14 protein-coding genes and 1 tRNA gene are annotated in these 17,501 nt (G+C 72.0%); 11 read left to right on the top strand and 4 right to left on the bottom strand.

Going from position 1 to position 17,501, the window contains the following annotated elements; all coding sequences use genetic code 11:
* Positions 1-364: 364 nt before the first annotated feature.
* On the bottom strand, positions 365-1,870 hold the full coding sequence (locus ABZ861_RS09770) for a potassium/proton antiporter (protein ID WP_361627019.1): 1,506 nt from the start codon (positions 1,868-1,870) through the stop codon (positions 365-367).
* A 237-nt stretch (positions 1,871-2,107) separates the two neighbouring features.
* Between ABZ861_RS09770 and ABZ861_RS09765 the strand changes: the two genes are divergently transcribed.
* Entirely contained in the window at positions 2,108-5,023 is a 2,916-nt protein-coding gene (locus ABZ861_RS09765) for a penicillin acylase family protein (protein ID WP_361626491.1), read from the top strand.
* A gap of 129 nt (positions 5,024-5,152) precedes the next feature.
* On the opposite strand, the gene ABZ861_RS09760 is transcribed toward ABZ861_RS09765, so the two are convergent.
* Positions 5,153-5,767, bottom strand: coding sequence for a 5-formyltetrahydrofolate cyclo-ligase (locus tag ABZ861_RS09760; RefSeq protein ID WP_361627016.1), 615 nt, complete (start codon positions 5,765-5,767; stop codon positions 5,153-5,155).
* 112 nt (positions 5,768-5,879) lie between these two features.
* On the opposite strand from ABZ861_RS09760, the gene galU reads away from it, so the two are divergent.
* The 9 genes from galU (at position 5,880) to ABZ861_RS09715 (ending at position 14,869) form a co-directional block, all read left to right on the top strand.
* A complete protein-coding gene (galU, locus tag ABZ861_RS09755; RefSeq protein WP_361626488.1) occupies positions 5,880-6,803 on the top strand; it encodes a UTP--glucose-1-phosphate uridylyltransferase GalU in 924 nt (307 codons plus the stop codon).
* A gap of 5 nt (positions 6,804-6,808) precedes the next feature.
* Positions 6,809-8,131 (top strand): gephyrin-like molybdotransferase Glp, encoded by a 1,323-nt coding sequence (glp, locus tag ABZ861_RS09750; RefSeq protein ID WP_361626485.1) that lies wholly within the window; start codon positions 6,809-6,811, stop codon positions 8,129-8,131.
* Between the two features lie 85 nt (positions 8,132-8,216).
* Entirely contained in the window at positions 8,217-8,744 is a 528-nt protein-coding gene (moaC, locus tag ABZ861_RS09745) for a cyclic pyranopterin monophosphate synthase MoaC (RefSeq protein ID WP_361626482.1), read from the top strand.
* The gene (locus ABZ861_RS09740) at positions 8,741-9,247 is read left to right on the top strand and encodes a MogA/MoaB family molybdenum cofactor biosynthesis protein (protein ID WP_361626479.1); all 507 of its coding nucleotides are present in this window, start codon (positions 8,741-8,743) and stop codon (positions 9,245-9,247) included. The genes moaC and ABZ861_RS09740 overlap by 4 nt, the downstream gene beginning before the upstream one ends.
* A gap of 20 nt (positions 9,248-9,267) precedes the next feature.
* Entirely contained in the window at positions 9,268-9,909 is a 642-nt protein-coding gene (locus ABZ861_RS09735) for a GNAT family protein (protein WP_361626476.1), read from the top strand.
* A 171-nt stretch (positions 9,910-10,080) separates the two neighbouring features.
* The gene (gene glpR / locus ABZ861_RS09730; RefSeq protein WP_361626473.1) at positions 10,081-11,307 is read left to right on the top strand and encodes a gephyrin-like molybdotransferase receptor GlpR; all 1,227 of its coding nucleotides are present in this window, start codon (positions 10,081-10,083) and stop codon (positions 11,305-11,307) included.
* Positions 11,308-11,475: 168 nt separating this feature from the next.
* A tRNA-Ala gene (locus ABZ861_RS09725) sits at positions 11,476-11,549 on the top strand.
* A 291-nt stretch (positions 11,550-11,840) separates the two neighbouring features.
* Positions 11,841-13,553 (top strand): DUF262 domain-containing protein, encoded by a 1,713-nt coding sequence (locus ABZ861_RS09720; protein WP_361626470.1) that lies wholly within the window; start codon positions 11,841-11,843, stop codon positions 13,551-13,553.
* 35 nt (positions 13,554-13,588) lie between these two features.
* Positions 13,589-14,869, top strand: a complete 1,281-nt coding sequence (locus tag ABZ861_RS09715; protein WP_361626467.1) for a HipA domain-containing protein — start codon at positions 13,589-13,591, stop codon at positions 14,867-14,869.
* 104 nt (positions 14,870-14,973) lie between these two features.
* Here ABZ861_RS09715 and ABZ861_RS09710 read toward each other — a convergent pair whose 3' ends face one another.
* The gene (locus ABZ861_RS09710; protein WP_361626464.1) at positions 14,974-15,459 is read right to left on the bottom strand and encodes a GNAT family N-acetyltransferase; all 486 of its coding nucleotides are present in this window, start codon (positions 15,457-15,459) and stop codon (positions 14,974-14,976) included.
* 87 nt (positions 15,460-15,546) lie between these two features.
* On the opposite strand from ABZ861_RS09710, the gene ABZ861_RS09705 reads away from it, so the two are divergent.
* Positions 15,547-16,350 carry an exodeoxyribonuclease III gene (locus ABZ861_RS09705; RefSeq protein WP_361626461.1) on the top strand — a complete coding sequence of 268 codons (804 nt, stop codon included), beginning with the start codon at positions 15,547-15,549 and terminating at the stop codon, positions 16,348-16,350.
* Positions 16,351-16,732: 382 nt separating this feature from the next.
* Here the strand turns inward: ABZ861_RS09705 and ABZ861_RS09700 are convergent, their stop codons facing one another.
* Positions 16,733-17,362, bottom strand: coding sequence for a MerR family transcriptional regulator (locus ABZ861_RS09700; protein WP_361627013.1), 630 nt, complete (start codon positions 17,360-17,362; stop codon positions 16,733-16,735).
* Positions 17,363-17,501 lie beyond the last annotated feature (139 nt).

Raw genomic sequence — 17,501 nt, 5'->3', positions numbered from 1 at the left:
GCGCCAGCTCTGCGTCAGGCAGAGTCGGTTCAATCAGGGTGCGCGCTCATCGTACAAGGCGGATACGGCAGGGGAAGGCGCACGGGAACGCGCAGGGGAGAGGCAGGGAGCGTGCGCGGGATACCGCGATACCGGGATGCGCGGGGGCCGCGCGAGGGAGGCCCGCCCCAGGCGTCCGGCGGGCGGCCCGCCTGCGGCCGCCCCATGCACCCGGCGGCACCCGCCCCAACCGCCCGGCGGCACCCGCCCCAACCGCCCGGCGGCGCCCGCCCCAACCGCCCGGCGGCGCCCGCCCCAACCGCCCGGCGGCGCCCGCCCCATGCGGCCCGCCGGGGGCCCGCCCCCTACGCCCGGCGCCCGGCCCTCACCTCGACCCGGACGTCCCGTTCGTCCCCAGCCACCCGGCCAGCTTGCCGCCCCGGCCGACGGCGCGCAGCCGCCGCTCCGCGGCCGCGCGGACGGGATCGGTGGCGACCACCAGCAGCTCGTCGCCGCGCCGCAGGACCGTGCTGGGCAGCGGGACGAAGGACTTCCCCTCGCGCACGACGAGGGTGACCGCGGAGCCGGCCGGCAGCCGCAGCTCGCCCACCTCCACGCCGTGCATCCGCGACCCCCGCGGGATGGCGACGGACAGCAGGTGCCCGCGCAGCCGCTCCAGGGGCGCCGACTCGATGCCGAGGTCGTCGGCGGCGTCCGCGACGCCCAGGCGCAGGGTGCGGGCGAGCCACGGCAGGGTCGGGCCCTGGACGAGGGTGTAGACGACGACAAGGACGAAGACGATGTTGAACAGGCGGCGGCTGGACTCGACGCCGCTCACCATGGGGATGGTCGCCAGGATGATGGGCACGGCGCCGCGCAGCCCGGCCCAGGACATCAGCGCCTGCTCCCGCCACGGCACCCGGAACGGCAGCAGGCTCAGGACCACGCTCAGCGGTCGCGCGCCCATGGTCAGCACCAGGCCGATGAGCAGGGCGGGGACCACGTCGTCGCCCAGTTCGTGCGGCGTGACCAGCAGGCCCAGCAGGACGAACATCCCGATCTGGGCGATCCAGCCGAGCCCTTCGGCGAAGCCGCGCGTGGCCGGCCAGTGCGGGAGCCGGGCGTTGCCCAGGACCATGGACGCCAGGTAGACCGCCAGGAAGCCGCTGCCGTGCGCCAGCGCGCCGGCGGCGTACGCCGAGACCGCGATGGCCATCACGGCGATCGGATACAGGCCGGAGGCGGGCAGGGCGACGCGCTTGAGGGCCCAGGCGCCCAGCCAGCCCACCGCGAGCCCGATGGCCGCGCCGATGGCCAGCTCCGTCGCGATGTCGCCCACCAGCACCCACCAGTGCTCGACCGGGCCGGCCGTGGAGAAGGCGGCGACCAGGATGACGACGGGCGCGTCGTTGAAGCCGGACTCGGCCTCCAGCGTGCCGGTCACCCGCGCGGGCAGCGGGATGCGCCGCAGCACGGAGAAGACGGCCGCCGCGTCCGTGGAGGACACCACCGCGCCGACGATGAGCGCCTGGCGCCACTCCAGTCCCACCAGGTAGTGGCCGCCGGCCGCCGTGACGCCGACGCTCACCCCGACCCCGAGCAGCGCCAGCACGGCGGCCGAGGGCAGCACCGGCCTGATCTCCGTCCACTTCGTGCCCAGACCGCCCTCGGCGAGGATCACGACGAGGGCGGCGTAGCCGATGACCTGGGTCAGCGCGGCGCTGTCGAAGTGGACGTGCCCGAAGCCGTCGGCGCCTATGACGACGCCGATCCCCAGGTACACGAGCAGGCTGGGGAGCCCGCTGCGCGAGGAGATCCGCACCGCCGCCACGGCCACGAGCAGGACGAGCGAGCAGGCGAGCAGGAGCTGGTCGAGGTGGTGGACAGTCAGCGGCTGGCCCCTCTCCGGTGACCGGGCGCGCGGGGGCGCCGGTGCGGTCGTGGATCTTCGACTACTTCGTTACCTTACCTAACTCTTGACGATTCCTTGACGTTGGCCGCGCTCATGGTCGAACCTCCGTCCGGGGCCGCACACGACTCCGCGTCAAGTGGCGCGGACCCCTGCGCCTATGGTTGCTCCAGCACTCATGTACCGCCTGCCGCTCGCGTTAGGACAGCAAGGACAGCGATGCCCCCCAAAACCACCGCCTCAACGGGTGACAAGCCCGGCAAGTCCGGCAGGAAGAAGGGGCGAAAAGCCCGACTCGTCGTGCTCGTCCTGGTGCTGGCCCTCATCGGAGGCATCGCCTACGGGGCCTACTGGTCCATCAGCACCGTCCGCGCCTCCTTCCCGCAGACCAAGGGCTCGGTCCGGCTCCAGGGCCTGTCCGGCCCGGTGGACGTCAAGCGGGACGGCCACGGCATCCCGCAGATCTACGCCTCCTCCGCGCAGGACCTGTTCATGGCGCAGGGCTACGTCCAGGCGCAGGACCGGTTCTACGAGATGGACGTGCGCCGGCACATGACCTCCGGCCGCCTGTCGGAGATGTTCGGCAAGGGGCAGGTCCAGAACGACGAGTTCCTGCGCACCCTGGGCTGGAACCGGGTGGCCCAGGAGGAGTACGACAAGAAGCTGTCGGACTCGACCAAGAAGTACCTCCAGGCGTACTCCCAGGGCGTCAACGCCTACCTCAAGGGGCGCGACGCATCGGCCGTCTCCCTGGAGTACGCGGCCCTCGGCTTCGCCAACGACTACAAGCCCCAGCAGTGGACGCCGGTGGACTCGGTCTCCTGGCTGAAGGCGATGGCCTGGGACCTGCGCGGCAACATGCAGGACGAGATCGACCGCGCCCTGATGACCAGCCGCCTCGGCCCCAAGCAGATCAAGGACCTCTACCCGGACTACCCGTACGACCGGAACAAGCCGATCGTCACGCAGGGCCAGTACGACGAGCTGAGCAAGGTGTTCGAGGCGACCGACGGCAGCGGCGCGGGCGCCTCCGGCACGTCGAGCGGCACGGGGACGTCGAGCGGCACGGGGACGTCGAGCGGCGCTGGGACGTCGAGCGGCGCCGGCACGTCGAGTGCTTCCGGCACGACGGGCACGGGCGCCACGACGGGCACGGGCGGGACGACGGCCACGGGCGCCTCCGCCCGCTCCACCGCCCCCGCGAGCGGCGCCCCGGCGGCCTCCTCCGGCGCCGGTGTGCGGAGCCAGCTCCTGGGCCTGCACGACGTCATGCAGAACCTGCCCACGGCCGTCGGCGTGAACGGCCAGGGCATCGGCTCCAACTCCTGGGTGGTGGGCGGCCAGCACACCATCACCGGCAAGCCGCTGCTCGCCAACGACCCGCACTTGTCGGCCTCGCTGCCCTCCGTCTGGTACCAGATGGGCTTGCACTGCCGCGCGGTCTCCAGCGCCTGCCCCTACGACGTCACCGGCTACACCTTCGCGGGCATGCCCGGCGTGGTCATCGGCCATAACCAGGCCATCGCCTGGGGCATGACCAACTCCGGCGTCGACGTCAGCGACCTGTACCTGGAGAAGCTCAGCGGCGACGGCTACCTGCGCGACGACAAGACGGTGCCGTTCCGCACCCGCGAGGAGACCATCGCCGTCGCCGACGGGCCGTCCAAGAAGATCGTCGTCCGCCAGACCGGCGACGGCATGCCGCTGCTGTCCGACCGCGACGGCGAACTGGTCACGGTCGGCAAGAAGGCGCAGGTCGCCACCGCGGCCCCGGACCGCGGGGACGGCTACGCCGTCGCCCTGAAGTGGACCGCGCTCGATCCGGGCACCACGATGGACGCCGTCTTCGCCCTCGACCGGGCCACGGACTTCAAGGCGTTCCGCTCGGCGGCGTCGCTGTTCGACGTGCCCTCGCAAAACTTGATCTACGCCGACACGAAGAACGACATCGGCTACACCCTGCCCGGCCGCATCCCCACGCGCGCGAAGGGCGACGACGGCTCGGTCCCGGCGCCCGGCTGGGACTCCCGCTACGACTGGACCGGCTACCTGCGCCAGGACGAGCTGCCCTACGAGTACAACCCGGCGCGCGGCTACATCGTCACCGCCAACCAGGCCGTCGTCAGCCCGAAGACCTACCCCTACACGCTCACCGCGGACTGGGGCTACGGCGCCCGCAGCCAGCGCATCACCGACCTGATCCAGTCGAAGATCGACGGCGGCGGCAAGATCTCCACCGACGACATGCGCCAGATGCAGACGGACGACAGCAGCGAGATCGCCAAGCTGCTCGTCCCGATGCTGCTCAAGGTCGACCTCGGCGACAAGGACGTCCGCCAGGCGCAGAAGCTCCTGGAGGGCTGGGACTACACCCAGGACGCCGACTCGGCCGCGGCCGCCTACTTCAACGCCGTCTGGCGCAACGTGCTGCGGCTCGCCTTCGCCGACAAGCTGCCCAAGGAACTGCGGGTCAAGGGCCAGTGCCTGTGGGTCAAGCCCGCCGACAACACCGGCCCGGTGGACGAGACCGCCAAGGTCCGCGAGTGCGGCGAGCGCGACGCCGACCAGGCGCAGCCCGACGGCGGCGACCGCTGGTTCGAGGTGGTCCGCACTCTCGTGAACCAGCCGGACAGCGACTGGTGGAAGACGCCGGCCGCCGGCAACCGCCCCAAGGCCGACAACCGCGACGAGCTGCTGCGCCGGGCCATGATCGACGCCCGCTGGGAGCTGACCGCCAAGCTCGGCAAGGACATCGACACCTGGAGCTGGGGGCGGCTGCACCGCCTCTTCTTGAAGAACCAGACGCTGGGCACGGACGGGCCCGGCTTCCTCCAGTACGTCCTCAACCGGGGCCCGTGGAAGCTCAGCGGCGGCGAGGCCACGGTCGACGCCACCGGGTGGAACGCGGCCGGAGGCTACGGCGTCGTGTGGGTGCCGTCCATGCGGATGGTGGTGAACCTCGCCGACCTCGACAAGTCCCGCTGGATCAACCTCACCGGCGCCTCCGGGCACGCCTACAGCGCCCACTACACCGACCAGACGGACCTGTGGGCCAAGGGCGAGCTGCTGCCGTGGCCGTCCTCGGCGAACGCGGTCGACAAGAGCACCAGCGACACCCTGGTGCTCACACCGTGAGCCGCTGACCCGGCCGCGCTCCGCGCCGAAGGCCCTCCACGCGCGCGTGGAGGGCCTTCGGCGTTTCCAGAGCCGGGGCGCGCGAGGCGGGGACCGGGGCGCGCGGTTTGGGGCCGGGGCGCGCGGCTCTCAGACGAAGCGGCGGACGCCGGACGGCGTCACCGCGGCGTGCACCGGCCGGTCGTGCGGCTGCGCGGGCACCTGCTCGACCAGCTCGGCGTCGTACAGCAGGACCGCCAGCACGGGATGCGCGCCCGCCCGCTCCAGACGGGCCAGCACACGGTCGTAGGAGCCGCCGCCGCGCCCCAGGCGCATGCCGTGGGCGTCGACGGCGAGGCCGGGCAGCAGGACGACGTCCGCGCCCGTCACGGCGTCCGGGCCCAGCCGCTCCCCGGCCGGCTCGGACAGCTCCATCCGCCCGCCGTGCCGCACGCGCGCGAGGGCGCCCTCGCCGGCGTAGGCGCCCCAGTCCAGGTCGCCGTCGGGCAGCAGCACGGGCAGCAGGACCCGCACGTCCCGCGCGCGCAGCGCCTCCAGCAGCGCCGAGGTGCCCGGCTCGACGCCCATCGCGACGTACGCGGCCACGGTGCGGGCCGCGGCCAGCTCCGGCAGCTCCAGCGCGTGCGCGGCCAGCGCCCGCGCCGCCCCCTGGACGTCGTCCGCGGTCAACGCCCTCCTCGCCGCCAGGACATCGCGCCGCAAGGCGCCCTTGGCAGGGTCTGTCGTCCGGCCGGTCTCGCCCAAAGCCGCCACCGCGTCCTTCCCGGGCGCCCGCGCGCCCGTGCTCGTTCTCCGGTGCGAGTCAATCAACTGAGGCCGGGAAAGGCCCGTTAAGGCAGAGGTTAAGGTTGCGGGCATGAGTCAGTCGCACGCCCGGATCAGCAAGGCCGTCATTCCCGCCGCGGGTCTCGGCACCCGGTTCCTGCCGGCTACGAAGGCCACTCCCAAGGAGATGCTGCCGGTCGTGGACAAGCCGGCCATCCAGTACGTGGTCGAGGAGGCCGTCGCCGCGGGCCTCGACGACGTCCTCATGGTGACGGGCCGCAACAAGCGCCCGCTGGAGGACCACTTCGACCGCAACTACGAGCTGGAGTCGGCCCTGGAGAAGAAGGGCGACGACAAGCGGCTCGCCAAGGTCCAGGAGTCCAGCGACCTCGCGATGATCCACTACGTCCGCCAGGGCGACCCCCGGGGCCTGGGCCACGCGGTGCTGTGCGCCGCCCCGCACGTGGGCCACGAGCCGTTCGCCGTGCTGCTGGGCGACGACCTGATCGATCCGCGCGACGCGCTGCTCCAGCGGATGATCGACGTTCAGGAGTCGTACGGCGGCAGCGTCGTGGCCCTCATGGAGGTCGATCCCGAGCAGATCCACCTCTATGGCTGCGCGGCCGTGCAGAGCACCGGGGACAGCGACGTGGTCCGGGTGACCGGCCTGGTGGAGAAGCCGGAGGCGGCCGAGGCCCCCTCGAACTACGCGATCATCGGCCGCTACGTCCTCGACCCGCACGTCTTCGAGATACTGCGCAAGACCGAGCCGGGCCGCGGCGGCGAGATCCAGCTCACCGACGCCCTCCAGCAGCTCGCCCAGGCGCACGCGGCGCCGGGCCCCGCCGGGAGCGAGGGCGGCCCGGTGCACGGCGTGGTCTTCAAGGGCCGCCGCTATGACACCGGAGACCGCGGCGACTACCTCCGTGCCATCGTCCGCCTGGCGTGCGAACGTGAGGACCTGGGCCCGGACTTCCGGGCCTGGCTCCAGAAATACGTGGCCGAGGAGATGTGACGAGCTTGAGCAGCGCGGGGCGCCCAGCCGACGAGTCCGAGCACGTGTGGTCGGTGGACGAGCACCTGGAGGACGTGCTCGGCGCCGTCCGCCCCCTGGACCCCATCGACCTCCCGTTGCTCGACGCGCTGGGCTGCGTCCTGGTCGAGGACGTGACGGTCCCGGTCTCCCTGCCGCCGTTCGACAACAGCTCCATGGACGGCTACGCGGTGCGGGTCGCCGACGTCGCGGGCGCCGCCGAGGAGTTCCCGGCCGTGCTGGAGGTCGTCGGCGACGTCGCCGCGGGCGCGTCCGACCCGGTCCGGGTCGGCCCCGGACAGGCCGCCCGGATCATGACCGGCGCCCCGCTGCCGCCCGGCGCCGAGGCCGTGGTCCCCGTGGAGTGGACCGACGGCGGACTCGGCGAGGGCCCGGCCGGCGCCATGCGCGCCCGCAGCCGGTCCCCGCAGGACGCCGAGGGACAGGTGCGCGTGTACCGGCCGGCCAAGGCGCGGGCGCACGTGCGCGACAGGGGCAGCGACGTGCGGGCCGGCGACCGCGCCCTGACGGCCGGAACCATCCTCGGACCGCCGCAGATCGGGCTGCTCGCCGCGATCGGACGGGGCGCCGTCCTCGTGCGCCCGCGCCCGCGCGTGGTGGTGCTGTCCACCGGCAGCGAGCTGATCCAGCCCGACGAGCCGCTGGCCGCCGGGCAGATCTACGACTCCAACAGCTTCGCCCTGACCGCCGCCGCCCGGGACGCCGGCGCCATCGCCTACCGGGTGGGCGCCGTCGCCGACGACGCCGACGTGCTGCGCTCCGCCATCGAGGACCAGCTCGTCCGCGCCGACCTCATGGTCACCAGCGGCGGAGTGAGCGTGGGCGCCTACGACGTGGTCAAGGAGGCGCTGTCGCACGTCGGCGACGAGGACGAGCCCGGCGCCGGGGTGGAGTTCCGCACGCTCGCCATGCAGCCGGGCAAGCCGCAGGGCTTCGGCGCGGTCGGCCCCGATCACATCCCGCTGCTCGCGCTGCCCGGCAACCCGGTGTCCTCCTACGTCTCCTTCGAGCTGTTCGTCCGCCCGGTCATCCGCACCCTGATGGGCCTGACGGACGTGCACCGGCCCACCGCGCGGGCGACGCTGGCGGGCACGCGGACGCTCAGCTCGCCCAAGGGCCGCAGGCAGTTCCTGCGCGGGACCTACGCCGACGGCGAGGTCACCGCCGTCGGCGGCGCGGGCTCCCACCTGGTCGCCGCCCTCGCGCGAGCCGACGCCCTGATCGTCGTCCCCGAGGACGTCGAGACGGTGACGCCCGGCGACGAGGTCGAGGTGCTCCTGCTCGGCTGAGCGGCGCCGCCCCGGGGTACCGTGTCGCGCACAGCAGGTCCGCGCGCCGCACCGCGCCGGGCCGGGACCGGGAGCGCCGCAGAGCATGAACACGCCTTCCCGGGGGGACGCCCCCGGACCCTCCTCCGCGCGGGAGCGCGCACAGGACCGACTGACGCACATCGACGACGCGGGCGCCGCCCGCATGGTCGACGTCTCCGGCAAGGACGTCACCGCGCGCACCGCCCGCGCCAGCGGCCGCGTCCTCGTCTCGCCCCGCGTGGTGGCGTTGCTGCGCGGCGAGGGAGTGCCCAAGGGCGACGCGCTGGCCGTCGCGCGGATCGCGGGGATCATGGGGGCCAAGCGCACCCCGGACCTGATTCCGCTGTGCCACCCGTTGTCGGTGTCCGGTGTGAGACTGGACCTGTCGGTCGCGGACGACGCCGTGGAGATCACGGCCGCCGTGCGCACGACGGACCGCACCGGCGTGGAGATGGAGGCGCTCACCGCGGTATCCGTCGCGGCGCTCACCGTGATCGACATGGTCAAGGCGGTCGACAAGGGGGCGGTCATCACGGACGTGCGGGTGGAGGAGAAGACGGGCGGCGCGTCCGGCGACTGGAGCAGGCCATGAGCTACCGCGCACTGGTGGTCACCGCGTCCAACCGGGCCGCCGCCGGAGTCTACGAGGACACGGGCGGCCCGCTGATCGCCGACGCCCTGGAGCGCTTCGGCTTCGCCGTGGACGGCCCCCGGGTCGTGCCGGACGGCGACCCGGTGGAGGCCGCGCTGCGCGCCGCCGTCGCGGCGGGTTACGACGTGGTGGTCACCACCGGCGGCACGGGGATCTCGCCCACCGACCGCACGCCGGAGGCCACCCGCCGGGTGATCGACCGCGAGGTCCCGGGCATCGCGGAGGCCGTCCGGGCGTTCGGCCGGGAGAAGACGCCCACCGCCGCGCTCTCCCGCGGCCTCGCCGGGGTGGCCGGGCGGACCCTGATCGTCAACCTGCCGGGCTCGGCGGGCGGCGTGAAGGACGGGCTGGCGGTCCTGGAGCCCCTGTTGACGCACGCCGTCGACCAGGTGCGCGGCGGCGACCATGCCCGGCCCGCCGACGGCAGCGGGGGTGCGAGCTGAACAGCCCCTCCTGGCCCGCGGTGCTGACGGACGGCGAGGTCGTCCTGCGGCCGATAAGGATGCGCGACCAGCGGGCCTGGCGCGAGGTGAACCGGCGCAACCGGGACTGGCTGCGGCCCTGGGAGGCGACCATCCCGCCGCCCACGCCCAGCGGCCCGATCACCCACCGCCCCACCTACCGCCAGATGGTGCGGCACCTGCGGTCCGAGGCCGCCGCGGGACGGATGCTGCCGTTCGTCATCGAGTACCAGGGGCGGCTGGTCGGGCAGTTGACGGTCGCCGGCATCACCTGGGGCTCGATGTGCTCGGGTCACGTGGGCTACTGGGTGGACCAGGAGGTCGCCGGGCACGGGGTGATGCCGACGGCCGTGGCGCTCGTCGTGGACCACTGCTTCCGCACCGTCGGGCTGCACCGCGTCGAGGTCTGCATTCGCCCCGAGAACCGGCCGAGCCGGCGGGTCGTGGAGAAACTCGGATTCCGCGAGGAGGGCCTCCGGCCGCGTTATCTGCACATCGACGGCGCGTGGCGCGACCACATGGTCTTCGCGCTGACCGCCGAGGAGGCGGCCGACGGGCTGCTCAGCCGCTGGCGGCGCAGGCGGCCGCGCGACCCGGGCAGCCTGCGGAACGCGGAGGGGAATCCCGCCCGGCCCGGTAATTGAATAAGTGTTCGAATAGAACCGCCGCGATCGGTGCGGTGGCGCGGAATTCACGGCCTCGGCGGCCTGCTGATCGCATCGGTCACAAAAAAAGTTCGAAATATCAGCCGGATCGTGCGACACACCGGCCCAATTGGCGGATGGCCTCACACAAACCCCTCTACCGTGTGAGACGTGAGCAGCAGCGGCCTCATCTACGCAGTCATCGTCGGGGCCTGGGCCGCCTACTTGGTGCCGATGTGGCTCCGTAGGCAGGACGAGCTGAACGAAGCCCGTCCGACGGAACGCTTCAGCACCGCCATCCGGCTGCTGTCCGGAAGGGCGGGCATGGAGCGCCGTTACGCCAGGGATCTCAGGGCGCGCTCCGCCGAGGAGGGGGAGCCCGGCGCCGAGGAACCGGACGCCACCGGCGCGGTGGACGTCCGGGCCTTCGCCGTGCCCCCGGCCCGTGCCGAGGCGCCCGAACGGCCCCCGGCGCCGGACCGGGCGCAGCCCACGCCGGACCGGGTGTCCGCGGCCGCGGCCGAAGCGGGCGCCCCGCCGCAGGCGCGGTCCAACGTGCCGGCGAGCCGGTCGGCCTCCGCCGACGCAGGCGCCCCGGCCCGCGCCCGCGTCCCCGCCGCGCGGCGGGCGCCCGGCGCGGAGGAGGCGGCGGCGCGCGCCCGGCGCACCAAGGTGCTCGCCCGCCGTCGGCGCACCACCGTGCTGCTGTTCCTCGCCTTCACCCTGGGCGCGGTCGTCGCCGCCGTCGGCGGCCTCGCCTTCCTGTGGGCGCCCGCGGCGCCCGCCGTGCTGCTCAGCGCCTACATCGCGCATCTGCGGGCGAAGGAGCGCCGCCGCTTCGCCTACCAGATGGACCGCCGTCGCGCCGAGGTCGCCGCCCAGCGGCTGCGCGAGAGCCGGCGCGCGCCGCGCCGCCGCGGCCTGCCGGACGAGGACGCGGCCGGCCCGGAGGCGGGCGCCGAGCCTGTCCCGGACCCGGAGCTGTCCGCGCTCGCCGCGGACCGGCGGGCCCTGGTCGAGCAGACCGACCACGCGGAGTGGCTGGACCAGCAGCGCGAGCGCGGGCGCCGCCCGGGGCAGGGCGAGAGCTGGGAGCCGGTGCCGGTTCCGCTGCCCACCTACGTGACCGCGCCGGTCGCCCCCCGGGCCACCGCCGACGTCGACCTGGGAGCGCCGGACGCCTGGAGCTCGGCGCGCTCCTCCGCCGCCGTGCCCGAACCGGCGCCGGCGCCGGCCGCGGAGGACGCCCCGGCGGACGAGGACCGCCCCGCCGACGCCGACGCCGACCGCAGCGACGCCCGCCGCGCCGCTTCCGCCCGCCGCTCGCGCGAGCGCGGCCGCACCCCGCTCTTCGACCAGTACGAGGACGGCGAGCGCCCGCGCGCCGCCAACGAGTAGCGCACGACGACCGGTCGGACGCCCCCGCGCGGGCGCGTCCTCCCGACCCGGAGCCCGGCACGTCCTACGCCCCGCTCGGGCCAGTCCTCCCGGACCGCCGTCCCTGACCTGGCCGGGAGCGGATTTCCGAGCACCGGGATCGGGATGCTAGAGTTTCACTCGTTGCAAGGGCCTGTGGCGCAGTCCGGTAGCGCACCTCGTTCGCATCGAGGGGGCCAGGGGTTCGAATCCCCTCAGGTCCACGTAACGACTGTTCTTGAGTCCGCTCAGGAGTGGTCGACTAGATCCCGCCGATCATCATGATCGGCGGGATCTAGTCGTTTCGGGGATCGCTCGATCCCTGCTCCGGTCGGTGGATGGCGGCGTTCCAGGCGCAGGATCCAGGACGTACGGATTTCTGACGGCATGAGGAGTGCCTGCGAGAGCGGTCGGCGGGCTGCGAAGATCCTCGCTGAGGGGCAGCCGGAAACACGTTGCCACATGCTCGTCATCACGCGAGTCTGATCACGAACACCTGACAAGGGGCTCTGGAGATGACGAACTCAGGTCTGGAAACCCAGCCCGGCGCGACCACATACGAGCTGGGCGATCTCGTGGCCCAGGCATGGAAGGGCAGAATCCACGTTCCGCACTTTCAGCGTGAGTTTCGCTGGGGAACCACCGACGTGCTCCGGCTCTTCGACAGCATCGTCAAGGGTTATCCCATTGGGAACCTGCTTCTCTGGGTCCGCGAGACGACCGCGCGTTCCTTCACTCTAGGACAGTTGAAGATCGACGGACCGGCCGCACCAGACGCCCTCTGGGTCGTGGACGGACAGCAGCGCATCACCAGTCTCGCGAATGCCCTCAGTCCGGAGGGGCACCTTCACGAACCCTTCTCCATCTACTACGACCTCAGGGAGAAGAGGTTCATCGCGCAGCCCAAGACGCGCGAGCCCCAGCACATCCCCTTGCCTGTCCTCTTCGACTTGAGGAAGCTCATCGGCTGGTTCCGTGCGGAGGGTGAACTGGTGACCGAGCTGTTCGAAGAGGCAGACCGTGTGGCCACCGCGCTGCGCCAGTACAAGGTGCCCGCCTATCTCGTACGCCAGGACGACCTGGACATCCTGACGGACATCTTCGACCGGATGAACAACTACGGGAAACGCCTCAACCGCGCGGAGATCTTCTCCGCGCTCTACGCCGGCCCGGAAGAAGGCGCCGAGGAGCGGCTCAATCTCTCCAGGATCGCCGACCGCGTCGCCGCCAGAACCGGGTTCGGCACCATTGACACGGACACTGTCCTCGCGTCTATTCTCGCGCGCCGCGGGCCGGACCCCTCCCGAGACATCCGCAACGAGTTCAGCTCTGTCGGCCGCCGTACGGCCCCGGAATTCAAAGACGAGGATCAGTACACGGCCTACGGCGAGGGAGAAGAGGCGATGGTTCGCGCCATCGGCTTCCTACAGACCGAGGCGGAGGTGCCGCACCTCGCGCTGCTCGTCTATCGTGCGCTGCTCGTCGTCCTGACCCGCTTCTTCGCGCACTTCCCCGACCCGGAACCCAACACGCGCCGCCTGTTGCGACGGTTGTACTGGCGTGTGGCCGTGTCCGGTCCCGCCGTCTTCAAGGGCAGCTTCACGCAGGTGTCGCGTGTCCTGTGCGCCCGTATCCGCAAGGGCGACGAACACGGCTCGATCATGGGCCTCATGGACGCCATGGCCGAGGCCCAGCCGGCGCTCCCGACCATCGAGCGGTTCCGGACCAACGAGGCCGCCGCGAAGATCATTCTCAGCTCTTGGTGGTCACTGCGGCCCCGTTCACTGGTCACCGGGGCACCTGTCGATCTCCCGACCCTCTCCATCCTGCTGGCGGACCAGAAGACCGCGAGCACGGCAGCCCACGTGATCTTTCCCCGTGGACTGACGTCCCAGCAGGTCCTATACGCGGCGAACCGCCTGTTCCTGCCCAGCGAGGAAGATCCGGTGTCCGAGAGTGCGACGCTACTGGCCCATCGTCCTGCTCACTTGGACGCCGAGACCTGGAAGCTCGTCCTGGCGTCGCACGTCATGGACGATCGGACAAGCCAGGCACTTGCCGAGGGAGACCGAGAGGGCTTCCTTTCCCTGCGTCAGCGGATCATCCAGCAGAATCTGGAGGACTTCCTCGCGCGCATGGCCGAATGGGACTACGAGGACACCCCCTCGCTGGGCTCTCTGGACTTCGACACTCTCGATGAACTCGACGAACCCGAAGAAAGGTTCTGACCGGTCCACTCTGCTTGAACAGGAAATCGTCGCGCATGACCATGATTCCGGAGAAGTACTACGCCGTACTTCTGCATTCGCAAAGAGTCGGCACGCTCTGCCAGAAGGGCGACTACACCCGTTTCGTCGTCAACGAGTCGTATGCGACCGACCCGCGGCGCCCCGTCCTCGGGCTTCGTTTCGAAGAAAACCTGCGCGCCCCCTACGCCTCGGCTCTGCGCCTGCCCTACTGGTTCTCCAACCTTCTCCCCGAAGGCCCGTTGCGAGAGTGGATCGCCGGCGACCGGGGTGTCTCGCTCGACCGGGAGATGGAACTCCTCGCCCAGGTGGGCCATGACCTGCCGGGCGCCGTCCAGGTGCTGCCGGCCGACGGTCCCGACGACGGTTGGGAGTGGCCTGACGGCGAATCGTCGGGAGCAGCGGAGAAGCGCCGCGGCGGGGCCTTCGGCTTTCCCTCTCCAGACTCACCGTGGCGATTCTCCCTGGCGGGAGTCGCCCTGAAGTTCTCCATGCTGGCCAGAGGGGATCGGCTCACTGTTCCTGCCGCGGGCGAGTACGGTGACTGGCTGGTCAAGTTCCCGGACTACCGGCACCCGGACGTGCCGCGCAACGAATTCACGATCATGTCCTTGGCCAAGGCCGCAGGGTTGGACGTCCCCGATGTCCGCATCATGCATCGTGACGAGTTCGAGGGTCTGCCTGACCGGATGTGGCCGAACGACGAAAAGTGGGCCTACGCTGTCCGGCGTTTCGACCGGACCCGAGACGAGCACCGCACTCCCGTCCACATCGAGGATTTCGCACAAGTCAGGGACAAGTATCCGCAGGACAAGTACCAGTCGGCGTTCGAGACGGTCGCGGCCATCGCCTTTCGCGGCCACGACGTGGAATCGCTGCGCGAGGCCGCCCGTCGCATCGCGTTCTCCGTGGTGGTGGGCAATGGAGATGCCCATCTGAAGAACTGGTCTCTGATCTATCGCGACCGCCGAGTCCCGTCGCTGTCGCCGGTGTACGACCTGGTGTCCACCAGTTCCTACGCCCCCAGCGACGATCCGGAAGACCTCGGGCTCAAGTTCGGAGGCAGCAAGTCCTTCGAACGAGTACAGCTCGCCACGTTCGACCGGCTCGAACGCGTCCTGGACCATCGGCTCGGCACAAGCAATGGCCGGCTGCGCGAGGAGGCCGTGCGCACGATCGAGCGGACCCGCGCCCACTGGCCGGAGTTCGAGGAACACCTCGCGGACAACCAGTGCCTGCGTTCGTCGATCGGGACGTGGATCACCGACTCCGTGCGGCGTCTGCTCAGCAGCCCCTGAAGGCGGCCGGAGGACTCGGCCGTCGTCGGGGGCCGCGCCGTGCGCTGATCCGAGCCGAGTCGTGGGCGGGCGCGCCCCGTAGAGGTGAGGGGCTGCGGGGGCGGTTATGCGTCGTGTAGGGGCTTGGCGAAGCACATGCTTGACTCGTACTCGCGGTAGTAGCCGAACTTGGTGCAGGGGGCGTAGCCGCTGGAGGTGTAGAGGGCGATCGCCTCGGGTTGCTGGTCGCCGGTCTCCAGGACCATGCGCAGGCGGCCGGCGGCGCGGGCGTCGGCCTCCAGCGCGGCGAGCAGGCGGCGGGCCAGGCCGCGGCCGCGCATGGAGTCGATCACGTACATCCGCTTCAGCTCGGCGTCGCCGTCCTCGTTGCCCTCGGGGTTGCCGTCCTGGCTGCGCCAGCCGCCGGTGGCGACGGGGACGCCGCTCTCGTCGTAGGCGATCAGGTAGACGCCGTTCGGCGGCCGGAAGTCGGACGGCTCCAGGGTCGTGGCGTCGCCGCCGTCGCCGTAGCGCACGTGGTACTCGGACTGGACCTCGTCGTTCAGTTTGACGGCGTCCGGGTGGTCGAAGGGCACGGGACGGATGTGCATGCTGGGTACCGTATGTCACTGGGTAACGGGGGAACGGGTGCGGGGTCTCTTACGGGACCCCGTCCAGTGTGCCGGTAAAGTGCCCGCGTGTTCACTGTGACCTCCGCCAACGTCAACGGCCTGCGCGCCGCCGCGAAGAAGGGCTTCGTGGAGTGGCTGGCCGGGACCGGGGCCGACGTGCTGTGCCTCCAGGAGGTGCGCGCCGAGCCGCAGCAGCTCCCCGAGCAGGTGCGCAGCCCCGGCGGCTGGCACGCCGTGCACGCGCCGGCCGCCGCCAAGGGCCGCGCCGGCGTCTCCCTCTACACCCGCCGCGAGCCGGACCGCGTCCGCATCGGCTTCGGGTCGTCCGAGTTCGACGCCGCCGGGCGGTACGTCGAGGCCGACCTGCCCGGCGTGACGGTGGCCAGCCTGTACCTCCCCTCCGGCGAGGTCGGCACCGAGCGCCAGGAGGAGAAGTCCCGCTTCATGGGCGAGTTCGCCGCCTACCTCAAGCAACTGCGCGAGCGGGCCGCCGCCGACGGGCGCGAGGTGCTGGTCTGCGGCGACTGGAACATCGCCCACCAGCAGGCCGACCTGCGGAACTGGCGCGGCAACGCCAAGAACTCCGGCTTCCTGCCCGAGGAGCGCGCGTGGCTGAGCGCGGTCCTCGCTCCCGGAGACGGCGGCTACGTCGACGTCGTGCGCGCCCTGCATCCGGACGTCGAGGGACCGTATAGCTGGTGGTCGTACCGGGGGCGCGCCTTCGACAACGACTCGGGCTGGCGGATCGACTACCACATGGCCACGCCCGGCCTCGCGGCCAAGGCCGTCAAGGGCGTCGTGGAGCGCGCGGCCGCCCACGCCGAGCGGTGGTCGGACCACGCGCCGGTGACGGTCGTCTACGACCGGTGACCCGTTGAGGCGGAGGCTGAGGGACCCCCTGCGCTGAGGGACCCTTGACCGCTGAGGCGGTGCGACCCCTGCTCGCTGAGGCGGAGGCCGAGGGACCCTGCCCGTTGAGGCGGAAGCTGAGGGACCCCTGCGCTGAGGACCCCTGCCCGTTGAGGCGGAAGCTGAGGGACCCCTGCGCTGAGGACCCCTGCCCGTTGAGGCGGAGGCTGAGCGACCCCTGCCCGCTGAGGCGGTAAGTCCCTGCTCGGTGCGTCGGTGCGTCGGTGCGTCGGTGCGTCGGTGCGTCGGTGCGTCGGTGCGTCGGTGCGTCGGTGCGTCGGTGCGTCGGTGCGCCCGAGGCGCGCGGGCGTCCGGCTCAGCCGGGCTCAGTCGCGCTACGGGCTCAGTCGCCCTTCGGGTTCGCGCGCAGCCGCCTGTCCAGCGCCAGCGACAGCTCCGCCTCCACCGCGCTCTTGGCCAGGGGGCGCAGCCGGTGCAGCTCCTGCTCGCAGGCGTGCCGGCCGACGAGGTCGGCGAACAGCTCCGCCAGCGACTCGGCGTGCCGGCGCACCCGGTGGGCGGCGTCCAGCACCTCGGCGAGCGGGATGCCCTCGCGGACCAGGGCGGCGGAGACGTCCAGCAGGCGGCGGCTGATGTGCACGATCGCGTCGCCGTCGGCGCCGAGGTAGCCCATGTCCATGGCGGCGGCCAGGTTCTCGGCGGTGACCTCGCCCGCGAAGCGGTCGGCCAGTTCCTCGGGGGTGAGGCGGACCGGCGTCTCCTCGCTGGGCTCGCCCACGCCGAGCAGGTCGCCCACGTCGCGGCCGTGGTCGAACGCCTCGGCGAGTTCGGCGATGCCGTTGAGGGTGTGGCCGCGCTCCAGCAGCGCCGCGATGGTGCGCAGCCGGGCCAGGTGGCGGTCGTCGTACCAGGCGATGCGGCCCTCGCGGCGCGGCGGCGCGATCAGCTTGCGCTCGCGGTAGAAGCGCAGGGTGCGTACGGTGATGCCGGCCTGCCGGGCCAGCTCCTCCATGCGGTACTCGCGCGGGTCCCCGGGCCGTCCGCCGCCTCGTCCAGCGTCTTCTGCCACCCCGGAAGCCTATGTCGTGCCGCCGGTGACTTTCCGTCCCGCACCCCTACCGATCGGTACGGCTCTCCTCTACGCTCCCCAT

Source organism: Streptomyces sp. NPDC046985 (assembly GCF_040644415.1).
GTDB lineage: Bacteria > Actinomycetota > Actinomycetes > Streptomycetales > Streptomycetaceae > Streptomyces.
Note: the sequence above shows the minus strand (reverse complement) of the source record. Positions and strands in the feature narration are given on the sequence as shown.